The 13,434-nt window shown below is 43.8% G+C and carries 11 protein-coding genes and 1 pseudogene; 9 read left to right on the forward strand and 3 right to left on the reverse strand.

From position 1 onward, the window contains the following. The first annotated feature begins 62 nt into the window (after window positions 1-62). From ACIFPW_RS07695 to ACIFPW_RS07725, 7 genes and pseudogenes are all read left to right on the forward strand, one after another. Window positions 63-1,177, forward strand: a pseudogene (locus tag ACIFPW_RS07695) (NAD(P)/FAD-dependent oxidoreductase). 205 nt (window positions 1,178-1,382) lie between these two features. Next, window positions 1,383-2,993 carry a gamma-glutamyltransferase family protein gene (locus ACIFPW_RS07700; RefSeq protein ID WP_430243259.1) on the forward strand — a complete coding sequence of 537 codons (1,611 nt, stop codon included), beginning with the start codon at window positions 1,383-1,385 and terminating at the stop codon, window positions 2,991-2,993. Between the two features lie 32 nt (window positions 2,994-3,025). Continuing rightward, a complete protein-coding gene (locus ACIFPW_RS07705) occupies window positions 3,026-3,607 on the forward strand; it encodes a chromate transporter (protein WP_430243260.1) in 582 nt (193 codons plus the stop codon). Next, window positions 3,604-4,134, forward strand: coding sequence for a chromate transporter (locus tag ACIFPW_RS07710; protein ID WP_159785525.1), 531 nt, complete (start codon window positions 3,604-3,606; stop codon window positions 4,132-4,134). The genes ACIFPW_RS07705 and ACIFPW_RS07710 overlap by 4 nt, the downstream gene beginning before the upstream one ends. A gap of 231 nt (window positions 4,135-4,365) precedes the next feature. Further along, window positions 4,366-4,968, forward strand: a complete 603-nt coding sequence (locus tag ACIFPW_RS07715) for a TetR/AcrR family transcriptional regulator (protein ID WP_430243262.1) — start codon at window positions 4,366-4,368, stop codon at window positions 4,966-4,968. A gap of 11 nt (window positions 4,969-4,979) precedes the next feature. Next, a complete protein-coding gene (locus ACIFPW_RS07720; protein ID WP_430243263.1) occupies window positions 4,980-5,702 on the forward strand; it encodes an FAD-dependent oxidoreductase in 723 nt (240 codons plus the stop codon). Beyond that, window positions 5,627-6,142 carry a hypothetical protein gene (locus ACIFPW_RS07725; RefSeq protein ID WP_430243265.1) on the forward strand — a complete coding sequence of 172 codons (516 nt, stop codon included), beginning with the start codon at window positions 5,627-5,629 and terminating at the stop codon, window positions 6,140-6,142. The genes ACIFPW_RS07720 and ACIFPW_RS07725 overlap by 76 nt, the downstream gene beginning before the upstream one ends. Window positions 6,143-6,255: 113 nt before the next feature. Here ACIFPW_RS07725 and ACIFPW_RS07730 read toward each other — a convergent pair whose 3' ends face one another. Beyond that, a complete protein-coding gene (locus ACIFPW_RS07730) occupies window positions 6,256-6,978 on the reverse strand; it encodes a hypothetical protein (RefSeq protein WP_430243266.1) in 723 nt (240 codons plus the stop codon). A 158-nt stretch (window positions 6,979-7,136) separates the two neighbouring features. Here ACIFPW_RS07730 and ACIFPW_RS07735 point away from each other — a divergent pair, with 158 nt between their 5' ends. Next, the gene (locus ACIFPW_RS07735; protein ID WP_430243268.1) at window positions 7,137-8,627 is read left to right on the forward strand and encodes a plasmid pRiA4b ORF-3 family protein; all 1,491 of its coding nucleotides are present in this window, start codon (window positions 7,137-7,139) and stop codon (window positions 8,625-8,627) included. A 163-nt stretch (window positions 8,628-8,790) separates the two neighbouring features. After that, a complete protein-coding gene (locus tag ACIFPW_RS07740) occupies window positions 8,791-9,525 on the forward strand; it encodes a GntR family transcriptional regulator (protein ID WP_430243270.1) in 735 nt (244 codons plus the stop codon). A 120-nt stretch (window positions 9,526-9,645) separates the two neighbouring features. Here ACIFPW_RS07740 and ACIFPW_RS07745 read toward each other — a convergent pair whose 3' ends face one another. Both ACIFPW_RS07745 and asnB read right to left on the reverse strand, forming a co-directional pair. Then, complete coding sequence (locus ACIFPW_RS07745) at window positions 9,646-11,067, reverse strand: peptide MFS transporter (RefSeq protein ID WP_194218583.1); 1,422 nt, start codon at window positions 11,065-11,067, stop codon at window positions 9,646-9,648. 302 nt (window positions 11,068-11,369) lie between these two features. Continuing rightward, window positions 11,370-13,190 carry an asparagine synthase (glutamine-hydrolyzing) gene (asnB, locus tag ACIFPW_RS07750; RefSeq protein WP_430243272.1) on the reverse strand — a complete coding sequence of 607 codons (1,821 nt, stop codon included), beginning with the start codon at window positions 13,188-13,190 and terminating at the stop codon, window positions 11,370-11,372. Between the last annotated feature and the right edge of the window lie 244 nt (window positions 13,191-13,434).

The following is a 13,434-nucleotide window of genomic DNA, read 5'->3' on the forward strand; positions in this document are numbered from 1 at the left end:
TGAGTCTCCTCCGACATTCCTGTAAAATACCTAATCAGACAAACGACGAAAAGGTGTAAGATATGAAATCAATGATTGTAATTGGATCTGGTATTTTAGGAGCGTCAACGGCTTATCATCTGGCTAAGCAGGGAGCGGATGTGATGCTCGTTGATCGGAAAGATGCAGGACAGGCGACAGAAGCGGCGGCTGGGATTGTATGTCCATGGCTAACGAATCGACGTGGAGGGGCTTTCTATCGTCTCGTTGAAGCTGGGGCGCGTTATTATCCGGAATTAATTGAAGAGTTGAGAAAAGATGGCGAAATAGATACGGGCTACGCTCGCGTTGGCGCGATTAACATTTATTCAGGTGAGGCGAAGCTTGAGAGAAAGCTTGCGCTTGCGATGGAGCGACGGAAGGATACGCCTGAAATGGGAGAGGTGTCACGGCTTTCAGCTGCTGAAACAAATGCGCTGTTTCCTCCGCTTTCAGATCATTACGCCGCTGTTCATGTGAGTGGGGCAGCACGTGTGAATGGCGGAGCATTACGAAATGCACTCATTCGAGGAGCAAAAAATCACGGTGCGAAGGTGATTCATGGGGATGCCTCACTTTTATGGGATGATGCGAAGGTCAACGGAGTCGAGGTGAATGGCGAGAACTATTTTGCGAACAATGTGATTGTCACTGGAGGTGCTTGGGCGCGTGAACTGCTTCAGCCACTTGGGAGGAAGTTCCTCGTTTCACCTCAAAAAGCCCAGATTGTGCATCTCGATCTGCCTGAAACGGATACAGGAAAATGGCCAATCGTCATGCCGCCTTTTATTCAATATTTCCTTCCGTTTGAAAATGGGCGAATTGTCATCGGGTCCACACAGGAAGATCAGGCTGGCTTTGATCTGCGCGTTACAATGGGGGGGTTCAGCATATTATTGATCGTGCGTTGAAAGTAGCTCCGGGTCTATCGGATAGTACGTATGTGGAGACGAAGGTAGGCTTCAGGCCGTTTACGCCAGGGAATGTTCCGATTGCAGGAGCGGTTCCTAGCGTGAGAGGACTGCTGGTGGCGAATGGTCTTGGAGCTTCGGGATTAACGAGTGGACCGTTTCTTGGCGCTGAGCTTGCGCGGTTGGCGCTTGGGGAGAGGAATGAGTTGGATCTAGGAGAGTATCATCCTGGGAGTGCGTTTGGGTGAGCTGTCTCGTTTGTGGAGAAGAATTTGATAAATGACCGAAAAATAAAAATATTCTAAAGAAAACCTTTTCATCCAAGGGAGCTTCTTATATAATGGGAAAATCTCTGAGGTATGAAGAGGTTTCTTTTTTTATGGATTTTTTGAGATTCGGAAATAGTGCTTAGCTTATTCATCTCTACATAAATCGAAAGGAGCTTTTATAACAATGACAACTGACTACTTACATTATCCCTATGCTTCTCAGCGCATGACAACAGTAGCGAACAATGGAATGGTGGCCACCTCCCAGCCGCTAGCGGCACAGGCAGGACTAGATCTGTTGAAAAAGGGAGGGAATGCGATTGATGCGGCGATTGCGACTGCGGCAGTATTGACGGTAGTGGAGCCGACGTCGAACGGGATCGGCGGAGATGCGTTTGCTCTTGTTTGGACGAAGGGTGAATTGCACGGTTTGAATGGAAGTGGACCATCGCCACAATCGATCTCCATTGATTCAGTCAAAGAACGTGGGTATAATGAAATTCCGAAATACGGTTGGATCCCTGTTACTGTGCCAGGCGTTCCGGCATCGTGGGCTGCTTTGTCGAAACGATTTGGGAAGCTTTCCTTAAAAGAGGCACTTGCGCCGGCGATTCACTATGCTGAGGAAGGTTTTCCGGTTTCTCCAATTTTAAGTAAGTTTTGGAAGGATGCTTATGCGCATTTTGAAAAAGAGTTAAAGAAAGAAGAGTTTCAGCACTGGTTTGAAACGTTTGCGCCGGACGGTCGTCCGCCTGAAGTAGGCGAGGTTTGGAAGTCGAAGGGTCACGCGGAGACGTTAAGGCAAATCGCAGAAACCGATGCCGCTTCTTTTTATCAGGGAGAAATTGCAGATAAGATTGATGCTTTTTCGAAAGCGTATAATGGGTATTTGACGAAGAAAGATCTTTCGTCATTTGCGCCTGAGTGGGTCGATCCGATCTCAGTTCAATATCGCGGGTATGACGTTTGGGAGATCCCGCCAAATGGGCAAGGACTGATTGCGTTGTCTGCGCTGAATATCGTAAATGGGTTTGATTTTGATCATAAAGATTCCGTCGATACCTATCATAAGCAAATTGAAGCGATGAAGCTCGCTTTTGCGGATGGACAGAAGTACATTACTGACGAAGAGGAAATGTCAGTCGCGTTTCAGGATTTGCTCTCGCCTGCTTACGGTGAAAGTCGCCGTCAGTTAATTGGTGATGAAGCGCTTTTGCCCTCTCCTGGCCAGCCTCCAAAAGGCGGTACCGTCTATTTAGCGACGGCTGATGATGAAGGAAACATGGTCTCGTTTATTCAGAGTAATTATATGGGCTTTGGTTCAGGACTCGTGGTGCCTGGCACCGGGATTGCGCTCCAAAATCGCGGGCATAATTTTTCGATGGATCCTGAGCATGACAATGCGCTAAAAGGTGGAAAGCGGACGTATCACACGATCATTCCTGGATTTCTCAGTAAAGATGGTAACGCGGTTGGCCCGTTTGGCGTGATGGGAGGCTTTATGCAGCCGCAGGGGCATTTACAGGTGATTACGAATCTAATTGATTTTCATTTAAATCCGCAGTCTGCCCTTGATGCGCCGAGGTGGCAGTGGGTTGAAGGGAAGCGCGTGTGGGTGGAGTCGACTTTCCCGCCTCATCTTGCCGAGGCGCTTAGCCGAAAAGGTCATCAAATCGAAGTTCAGTTGGAAAAGGGTGCGTTCGGCCGCGGACAAATTATCTGGCGTGATCAGCAGTCAGGGACCTTATTTGGAGGCACAGAATCAAGAACAGACGGAACGATCGCCGCTTATTAAAAGGGGCGGGAGGTTTCGGAAGGTGGTGGGTCATGCAACAGTGGCATCTTTTTCTCGCTTTTTTTAGAGTGGGAATGCTTGGGTACGGAGGAGGACCTTCTTCTATTCCACTGGTACATAAAGAGGTAGTTGAGAAATACAAATGGATGAACGATGATGAATTTGCAGATGTTTTGGCATTGGGGAATTCACTTCCAGGACCAATTGCGACGAAAATGGCGGGGTATATTGGCCATCGAGTGGCAGGAATTACGGGGATGCTGAATGCCGTGCTGGCAACGATTGTGCCGACGATCGCAATTATGATTTTCTTACTAACGTTTCTATCCACGTTTCGAGAAAAAGTATGGGTACAGGGGATGACGCAGGCCGTTGTTCCAGTGGTTGGTGTTATGCTAGCCGTGTTAACGTATGATTTTTTCAGAAAAGCACAGGGCAACTTAGGGTGGATTTTAACCATTGCGTTGACGGTTGCTTCCTTTTTATTTATTGAAATTGCGGGGATACATCCGGGGATTGTAATAGGATGTTTGCTGCTTTATGCGTTACTTAAGCCGACTCGTAATGCTGGGAAGTCCGATGATGATCAGGTGAGAAAGGGGCCGTCCTCATGATTTACTGGGATATCTTTGTGGCGTTTTTCATACCTGGAATTGTTGGTTACGGAGGCGGACCTGCGTCTATCCCGCTTGTAGAAAATGAAGTTGTTGGTCGATTCGGCTGGATGAGTGTGAATGAATTTAGTGAAATGCTAGCGATGGCAAATGCCCTACCTGGACCAATTGCGACGAAAATGGCAGGTTACATAGGGTTTCAGCAGGGAGGGGTTCTTGGCGCATTTGTAGGTGTGTTTGCGACAGTGGCACCTTCGCTCGTTCTGATGATTGTCCTACTGAGTTTATTAAATCGGTTTAAGAACTCACCAAAAGTGAAGAAAATGACGGCCCTCATTCGCCCGACGATTGCGATCTTGCTTGGCGTGATGGCGTTTCAGTTCTTTGCCAGTTCGTATGAAGGTGCGGGGCTGGTTCAAACGATCTTTCTGATTGTGGCTAGTTTTGTACTGATGGAGAAGATGAAAGTGCATCCGGCGTTTGTGATTGTCGGGGCACTGGCGTATGGGGCAGTGTTTCTGGGGTAGAGGTGAGTTCGCGAGTGCCTGTCACCGCCCGAATTAGCGCGAATAAAGTCGAGTTTTGCGTTAGAACGATTCCTTTTTAGAAGGGATCGTTCTAACGCATTTTTTAATGTGGATTTAAGAAGAAGGAAGTCTTGCCATGCAAGGTTGCAGTTTCATACGAGTAGGTTTAAAATATGAGTGTACTCATAAATGAGCGCAGTCATAAATTAACTGGGCTGTTAGGAGGTTATGATGAGCGGACTACGTGAACAAAAGAAGCAGGCAACGAGAAAGACGATCATGGAGGTAGCGAAAGGTCTTTTTCTTGAAAAAGGATATGAAGCGACATCAACAGAGCTTGTAGCTAGGAGGGCCGGGATCGGTTCAGGAACGTTATTTAATTACTTTCCTTCTAAAGCAGAGCTTCTCGTTGAAGTGATGCGAGCGGAATTTACAGGTATGGAAGAGAGGAAGGATCTAAGTTTTGAAGTTCAGGAGACAGCTGAAGCTACCGTTCGAAATTATTTAACGAAGCGTTTGGAAGGCTTCAGTTTGCTAGAGAAGAAACTTTTTCGAGAATTGATTGTGGCATCATTGAATGCTTATCAAAGTAAACCAGAATTCCTTCAGAGCTTGATGCAGCTCGATTTTATGTTTATTGAAGAGCTGGTTGAACTTCTTAAGGAAATAAGGCGACTAGGTAAGCTTCGGGATCATTTCGAAGTAGAAATTGCCGCTGAGCTTATTTATAGCTCAGTGATGTTTGAAACGCTTATTTACCTTTACCAGGAGGAGCGCAGTCTTGAAGAAGTGTTAGAGCAAACGGGTCGTAAGCTTACATTTATTTTAAAGTGAGGTGAATCGTGATGGACGTATGTATTGTGGGTGGCGGTATTGCAGGATTAACCCTTGCTTATTGTTTGAGTGAAAGAGGAGATCAAGTCACGATTGTTGAGAAATCTCCTTCGATACGAACGGAAGGCTATATGATTGATTTCTTTGGAGCAGGTTATGACGTGGCTGAAAAGCTGGGCATGCTCGATGATTTAAGCCATATTCATTATCCAATTGATTCTCTTTCTTTTTTGAAGGGAAATGGCTCGGAGAAATACAGGATTTCCTATCAATCTCTACGTGAGTTATTAAACCAAAAGCACTTCAATTTTATGCGGGGAGACCTTGAGACAGTGCTTTATGAGAAGGTTCGAGAACAGGTTACGTTTCGGTTTGGTGTATCTCCAGAGCGAATTGAACAGGATGCGGAAAAGGCACATGTGATTCTCTCAGATGGTATAAAGCTTACATGTGATTTAGTTGTAGGTGCGGACGGTATGCGATCGAAAGTGCGCTCACTTTCGTTTAAGAAAGAGAAGGAGCCAATTCGCTATATGGGTTATTATACAGCGGCTTATATTGTTGAAGACCCTGCTTTTCTTGAAAAATTGATAAGAATTTTTATACGTATTCGGAACCGAATCGCCAGGTTTCTGTCTACCCGATTCGAGGCAATAAAGTGGCGACGTTTTTCTTATATCGCTATCCAGAACAACAGGGGCATGTGCAAAAGGAAAAAGCACTGGAGCAACTGAATGAATATTTTGATCATATGAATTGGATTGTTCCTGATTTGCTCGAAGCAGGCAAAGAAGCACAGGATTTTTACTTCGATGAGGTGTCGCAAGTAGGATTACCTCAGTGGCGAAACGGCAGGATTACTTTTGTGGGTGATTCCTGTCAGTGCATTTTATTACTAGCCGGGCAGGGTGCTTCCATGGCGATGGCGGGGGCATATACGCTTGCAAAATCGCTTGATCAACATCCCAATAATTTGGAAGCTGCGCTTACGGATTATGAACGGTCTCTCTATCCGGATATCGATAAGCTTCAGAAGTCGGCTAGAAGGTTTGCGAGCTTCTTCTTGCCTTCTTCCTGGTGGGGGATTTTTGTAAGGGATGTATTGACGAGAGTATCGGTATGGCCGGGAGTGAGGAAGTTAGTGAATTTTAGTACGGTGCGGCTGCCGAAGTGAGTTCGCGAGAGTTCGCAAGTCGCGAGTGCCTGTCACCGCCCGAATTAACACACATATTGTCGAAACTAAAAGGCCGCGCTCATGTGAGCGCGGCCTTTTGGTTGTGTGGTGGTTTATTCGACTGGAATTAACTTCACCGGTCCCAGGGTTTCGATCACATCCCCATCACTGGTGAAGAAGACGAAATCCCCCGTTCCAACAATGCTGTCTCCTAGTATGGTGTTTACTGTTGGTAATCCACTTGGGTTATAAACGAAGAAGTTTGTGCCTTCTCCAACGTTCGTTACTTGATACCGACCTTCTGGGATATCGCTGCCAACAATATATTGGCCGGCGCTGAGTTTAATAGGTTCTTCGTTTTTCTTTACAATGGTTTCTTCGAGTTGATCAATATCCTTTTTCTTTGCTTTGATTGTGTTATCTAGTGTGCTCACTTTATCCTTTTTCGTTTTAATGTCATCTTCAAGCTTGCTCATTTCTTTTTTCGTGCTTTCTTTTTCTTTTTTTAGCTTTTCAATATCTGCAGAGACATTTTCCTTCTCATCGAGTAACTTTTTTACTTCCTCAGCTTTTACTTTAGCTTCTTCTAGATTCTGAGTTTCAGTCGCAAGCTTCTCTTCTGTACTGCTCATTTCATTTTGAATCGATAGAAGCTTCTCACCTTCTTCTTTCGCTGCCATTTCAGATTCAGTAATCTCTGCTTTGATTTTCTTCAAATCCTCGGTGTAGTTTTCTTCAAGATCCGCGTTCCCAATTAACACTCCGATTAAAACGCTGACAAGGATGGTTGCGATTACGCCTCCAATGGAGAGGGTAAGGATTAGGCCTTTTTTCAACACACATTCCTCCGAACATGTCTTAGTAAGCTACTATCCTATGTATATTGCTGGGATAGGTCATTTATCACATAAAATGGCGAGTCTGTGTTTCGGAGGGACATGCTATACTGTGAAAAAAGTCATTTTACAAGAGTGTAAGGAAAGGATGAGAGATGGTGATTTTCCAAATAAAAGTAAGCCTAGTTGAGATGAAATCAAAGATTTGGAGACGACTTGAGGTAGATGATTCGATCTTTCTTAGTGAGCTACATGAATACATACAAATTGCTTTTAATTGGTCGAACGCACATCATCATTATTTTATTATGGATCATCGCGATTTATTTACATTAAGTGATGAAGAAAGTGAATTATTCATTGGTCCCACACAAGTAGATTCTCAAAACGCTGGAATGGAAATGCGTGATGAACGTAAAGTTCGGATTTCGGATGTTTTAAATGAGGAGCAGGTTTCATTAACATACGTTTATGGTTCGGAGGAGAACTGGCGGCATGAGATTTTTCTGGAAAAAGCGTTTAGCGGTCGGAAGGGTGCAACTTTTCCAACATGTTTAATGGTCTATAAAGGCGCACCTGAAGAAGGGAAGCGAGATCAGTATGAGCAAGGAAAAATGCTTTCTGCAGGTGAGATGAAGCGTATTAATGAGCAACTTGCTGTTTTTAGGGAGAGTGAGGTAGGTGAGCATGATCTGTGGAAAGAGCTTTTTGAACTTACGATGGCCTATAGAAAGCTTCAACCTTGGAAGTGGATTCATAGCAACGAGATGTTCATTGTAGAAATACCGGGAACGGGTGAAGTTGCTTATTGTTCGGTGCTCGGGATGAATGGGCAGCACTTTGGGCTTGGCGTCCACCTTGGTAATGACGGTCTTGCTTATAAAATGGCGGTAAGGGATGGCCGTGATGATATTCAGACTGTAATTGAATATGAGCGTAGCTTATTGCTGGCGTTTCAGGCTCGCGATGAGTTAAAGACAGAGGATCTTCGGTGGATTAAAAAGCTGGGGCTTCGTTTTCGTGGTCGGCAGGAATGGCCGGTTTTTAGAAGTATGTCATCCGGATATTATCCGTGGCATTTCTCTCGAAAGGAAGTACGGACGTTTTGTGAGATCTTAAAGCAGGCGATTCACGTGGTAGAAGAGACGGAGAAGAATGACGCCTACTTGTTAGAAGGTTATGATGGGCGGTGGCGTGCACGGTTGCTGGAATCAGGTCAGTGGGTAAATGGCGTGATGAATGCTGTTATACAACCTGAAGAGGAAGAGGCGGTGCTGATTTCCGAGATTGAAATGAGGCGGATTCAGAAATATAGACAGGTGAAAATGCGTCTTGAGTTTGCATCATACTTTGAAGAAGAAGCGATTCAGGAAAGAGATGGAGAACGTCCGTTTTTTCCGAATGTTGTTCTTGGGGTTGAAGATGAAGGGGCTATGATCGTTTATTATCAGGTGTTTGAGAGAGTAGATTATGGAAAACAGCTACAGGCTGCACTAGTAGAAATGCTTAATAAACTCGGTTTCTTGCCAGCTGAAATCTGTGTGGATTCAGAACGAATTGCACTCAAGATCTCAGCTCTGACAACCAAACTCGGTATTAGATTAGTGCGTGTTAATCGTCTACTTAATGTGGAAGAGGTTAGGCGGTGACAGGCACCGCCCGATGTTTGTCCTTCTTTGTCGAACGGGTGGTATATCAGAAAGGGATCCTAGCCTCAAGAATGGTACTACTCTTTTAAAGCGAGCTCCTTTTTAGCTATAATGAATGTATGAACCGAGCCAAACAGTTGGCGGCTCAAGAGGAGAGGCTTATATGTCATCAGATAAACTCAATCATAATAAAGGTGAAGCACTATACCTTCAAATAAAAGATGTTCTGATCAAACGAATTCAAACCGGTGCCTGGAAGCCGAATACGTTGATTCCTACTGAACAGGATCTCATCAAAGAATTTGATGTAAGTCGAACGACAATCAGGCAGGCGATTTCGATTCTTGTGCAGAATGGCTTGTTAGAGAAAAAGCAGGGGCGCGGAACAGTAGTCAAACCACAGAATTTGATCGGAAATCTTGGGAAGCTTAGGGGCTTCGCTGAAGAAGTGTTGGAACGTGGACAAACTCCCCATTCAAAGGTGCTGAGAGCAGAATTTCGTGATGACCTTTACCATGAGAACGATATGCTGAAGGTAACGGAAGGTGAGCCAATCCTTCTTGTGGAACGTATTCGTTTTGCAGACGAGGTGCCGATAGCTCTTGAACGAACGTGCTGGCCAAAGGAAATTGGCGAGATTTTAATTAAATTTGATCTTAATCAGGCGATGTATTATGAAGTACTTGAACAACATCACTATTATCTCAAAAAAGCGAGTGAGCGAATCACGGCCATTAACGCCACGATCAACGAAGCAGACGCACTTGGTATTCGCCCTGGTGAAGCGCTCCTGGAAATGACGCGTCTAAGTCTTGGTATAAATGATCATCCGATCGAATATACGAGAACGAAGTACCGGAGCGATCAATATCACTATAATATTGAGCTTGAGAGGTAGAGTGAGGTCAGGAAATAAATACATCACTTATTGATAGTAATAACTGTGAACGATAAATGAAAAAGGGTTTGCTCTCCATTTGGAGAGCAAACCCTTTTTTGACTAGCCTATTTTATTGGTTTAGTTCATCTGCTTAGCAACATGATCCTCATTAAATTCTTCAAGATGCATGAGTTTTTGTAGCTTCTTAGAAAGCAAGAGCAGGATCACACCTAAACTTAGAGCAGCGACACCTAAATAAATGAAGATTTCAAGATAGCCCGCTGATGTTGTGAGTGAAGCGATGTAACCTGCAAGGTAGTTAGCAGCAGCGTTACTTAGGAACCAAACACCCATCAATAGTGAAGCGATTTTCACTGGAGACATTTTACTAACTAGAGAAAGTCCGATTGGTGAAAGCGATAGTTCGCCAAGTGTATGGAAGAAGTACGTCACAACCATAAATAGCATGCTAGCTTTCACTGCAATGTTTCCTTCATCACTACCGGTCATCATAACCGCCGGAACCATTACCATGAATCCGACACCAAGTAGGATTAAACCGAATGCCATTTTTGTAGGAATGGCAAAATCACCGCGTTTTGATTTTGCTAGTTTTAGCCAAATGGCTGAAATGATTGGTGCTAGCAATAATACAAACATGGGGTTCAGTGATTGGAAGAAGGATACTGGTACTTCGTAGCCAAAGACCGTTCTATCTATGAAATCCCTTGTATAAAGCGTAAAGGAAGCACCTGCTTGTTCGAATCCTGCCCAGAATGTAACGGTGAAAATGGCTAGGATTAGAATGACTGAAGTACGCTGCTTTTCGATTTTTGTAAGCGGCTTAGCTTTTCCTTCAATCGTTGGTGTTACACGGTTACTGGATGGTGTTCTTCCAATATTACCAAGATATTTTTTAGAAAGTAGATTAAAAGTAATTTGTCCGATAATCATCCCAATTGATGATGCTAGAAATGCATATTTAAATCCAAATGTTTCAACGCCGCCTGTATTTGTATAGAAAACATTAGCGTATAAAAGACCGGCAATTAATGGTGAAATCAAGCCACCAAGGTTAATTCCCATATAGAAAATGGTGAACGCTGAATCTTTTCGCTTATCGTTCTTACTGTATAGCTCTCCAACAAGAGTGGAAATATTAGGTTTGAAAAACCCATTACCGATAATCAGTAACAATAACCCGGTATAGAGGCCCCATTGTTCTTGGACAGCAAACAGTGTAAAATCACCGATGGCCATTGTAATACCACCAATGGTAATGGCCGTTCTTAATCCGATGAATTTATCGGTTAAATAACCACCAATTAATGGTGTGAAATAAACAAGACCAGTGTACATACCGTAAAGCAGTAGTGCTTTATCTTGATCCATCCCCAGTCCTCCGCTAATTAACTCAGCGGTTAAATAAAGAATGAGAATTGAACGCATACCATAAAAGCTATAGCGTTCCCACATTTCTGTGATAAACAAAAGATACAAGCCAGGAGGGTGTTTTAGCTTCCCTTTTTTCGTTGGCTTCTCGTCTATGGTGGTGTCCATAATCAAACCTCCAATTTTTTATAACTTCCCCATTTTAGCAAATTATTTGTCAATTTAAAGCGTTAATGAAAAAGTGCACCTTTTTGAAATCTTTGCAAATTTGTAAAAAACAGAAGAAGGTATCACGGATTCATTGTCGATAATTGGAGGTTTTTTGATTCAATAATGCCTTTAAACCGTTAATTTGATTGCATTTAAGAAGGAATGTAAAGACTTATGAAAAATAGACGAAGCATTCTAACGATTACAGTTGAATTAAAAAAATAAGGAGAACGACCTAGTCGTTCTCCGGTGATATTTGGTTAGCTGACGAGCTCAATATCGTATTCATCAAGCCATGCGTTGATTTGAATCAAGTAGTCGAGGAGACCTTTCACTTGATCGGTATTCAATCCTTCTGCCTCATTCGAAGCAATCGCACGAACTTTTTTCGTATCAATTAATGAAAGAATAGGGGAATCTGGATTGTCGAGAATGTCGATCATCCAATTTTGTACGCCCTCAAGATAAACTGGGTCTTTATCACTTGGATACGCACTTTTCTTACGATAAAGGACATCATCTGGAAGCGTTCCTTTTAGAGCGCGACGTAGGATTCCTTTCTCGATGTCATCGACGTTTTTGTAATCAATTGGAACGTTCCACAGGTATTCAACGATCCGATAATCACAGAAAGGTACGCGTACTTCAAAGCCTGTTTTCATACTTGCTCGGTCTTTGCGATCAAGCATAAACGGTAGGAATCGTGTGATGAAAAAGTAAGACATTTGACGCTGTTTCGCTTCAAACTCACTTTCGCCTTCAAGAAATGGAATTTCTTCATAAGCTTCTGCAAAACGCTCTTTCTGGTATTGCTCAGGCTGAATTTGTTTTTTCGTTTCTTCAGAAAGCACGGAAGAAATGCCTTTTAGGTTCACGAGCCATGGATATACTTCAGCATCCAGATATTTTTCCTGATGGAACCATGGATAACCTGAGAATACCTCATCGGCAGACTCACCAGAAAGCGCCACGGTAGCATCCTTTTTCATTTCTGTGAAAAGGAGATAGAGCGATGTTTCGATTTCACCGACGCCGGGCAGATCTCGTCCTCTCATTGGTTCAAGGAGATTTGAAAGCAGCTGGTCCGCTCCGAACGTGACAGAATGATGGTCTGTTCCAACATGGTCAGACACCCGTTTGACCCACGGCTCGTCCATATCATGTCTGAGGAAATCCTTTTGGAAGTGATCTTCGTTTTGGTCGAAATCGATTGAATAGGTTCCTAGCGTTTTGTCTGATTGTTTGAATTCTTGAGCGGCAAGACTTGTTAGGGCACTAGAATCAAGTCCTCCTGAAAGCATTGAAACAATAGGCATATCAGAGATGAGCTGACGTTGAACAGTATCTGTTAAAAGCTCACGAATTGTTTCAGTAGTTTTATCAACATCATCTGTATGAGGCTTTGATTCTAACTTCCAATAGCGGTGCTCTTCGATGGAATCGGCTGTTGCGATCACGTAATGCCCAGGACGAACTTCATCAATCCCTTTGAAAATAGCCTGTCCAGGTGTTCGCATAGGTCCCATTCCGAAAACTTCAGCAAGGCCATTACGGTCGACTTGTGGCTGCACGGATGGGTGCGCGATAATCGCTTTCATTTCAGAGCCATAGAAGAGCGAATCGCCCTGTTTTGAATAGAAAAGCGGCTTGACACCGAGGTGGTCACGGCCAAGGAAAAGCTGTTGTTCCTTTTTATCCCAGATCGCAAATGCGAAGATGCCGTTAAAATGTTTCACGCATTCTTCTTTCCATTCCATGTAAGCGTGTAGGACTACTTCTGTATCTGAATTAGAAGTGAACGTATGTCCTTTCTGCTGTAGTTCCTGTGTTAATTCTCGATAATTGTAGAGTTCCCCGTTATACGTAAGAACAAGTTGTTGATCTGATGACGTCATCGGCTGTTTACCGCCGCGAGGATCAATAACGATCAAACGACGATGAGCGAGTGCCGCCTGTTCTGATAGCCAGAATCCTTCTTCATCAGGTCCACGGTGAGCAATAGAATCTGCCATTTTCTTTAGCGTATCTTGCTCCGTTGAGAGGTCACCAGACCAATTAATCCAACCTGTAATGCCACACATAACAATTCCTTCTTTCTTAATAGATTGCTTGAATTTCTAAAGTACTTTCCAATCGTATTCCTCTTATTTGTGGAGGGTCAACATGTGAAAGAGCCTGCAAAAATGGTTTTATTTTCCTTAGTTGGAAAATAAGTGGTTTAATAGTCTTGCTCTTTAGGAAGAGGTGGGAAATAATGGTGCCTGTCACCGCCCGAATAAACTCAAGTTTTGTCGAGTACTTCTACCGTGCGTTGTCTACTTGTGG

Origin of the sequence: Pseudalkalibacillus sp. NRS-1564, assembly GCF_050467905.1 — a bacterium.
GTDB lineage: Bacteria > Bacillota > Bacilli > Bacillales > Guptibacillaceae > Guptibacillus > Guptibacillus hwajinpoensis_B.

Coding starts and splice junctions, on each gene's coding strand:
- ACIFPW_RS07700 (WP_430243259.1), top strand. CDS start 1,383: ATGACAACTGACTACTTACATTATCCCTATGCTTCTCAGCGCATGACA.
- ACIFPW_RS07705 (WP_430243260.1), top strand. CDS start 3,026: ATGCAACAGTGGCATCTTTTTCTCGCTTTTTTTAGAGTGGGAATGCTT.
- ACIFPW_RS07710 (WP_159785525.1), top strand. CDS start 3,604: ATGATTTACTGGGATATCTTTGTGGCGTTTTTCATACCTGGAATTGTT.
- ACIFPW_RS07715 (WP_430243262.1), top strand. CDS start 4,366: ATGAGCGGACTACGTGAACAAAAGAAGCAGGCAACGAGAAAGACGATC.
- ACIFPW_RS07720 (WP_430243263.1), top strand. CDS start 4,980: ATGGACGTATGTATTGTGGGTGGCGGTATTGCAGGATTAACCCTTGCT.
- ACIFPW_RS07740 (WP_430243270.1), top strand. CDS start 8,791: ATGTCATCAGATAAACTCAATCATAATAAAGGTGAAGCACTATACCTT.
- ACIFPW_RS07745 (WP_194218583.1), bottom strand. CDS start 11,067: ATGGACACCACCATAGACGAGAAGCCAACGAAAAAAGGGAAGCTAAAA.
- asnB (WP_430243272.1), bottom strand. CDS start 13,190: ATGTGTGGCATTACAGGTTGGATTAATTGGTCTGGTGACCTCTCAACG.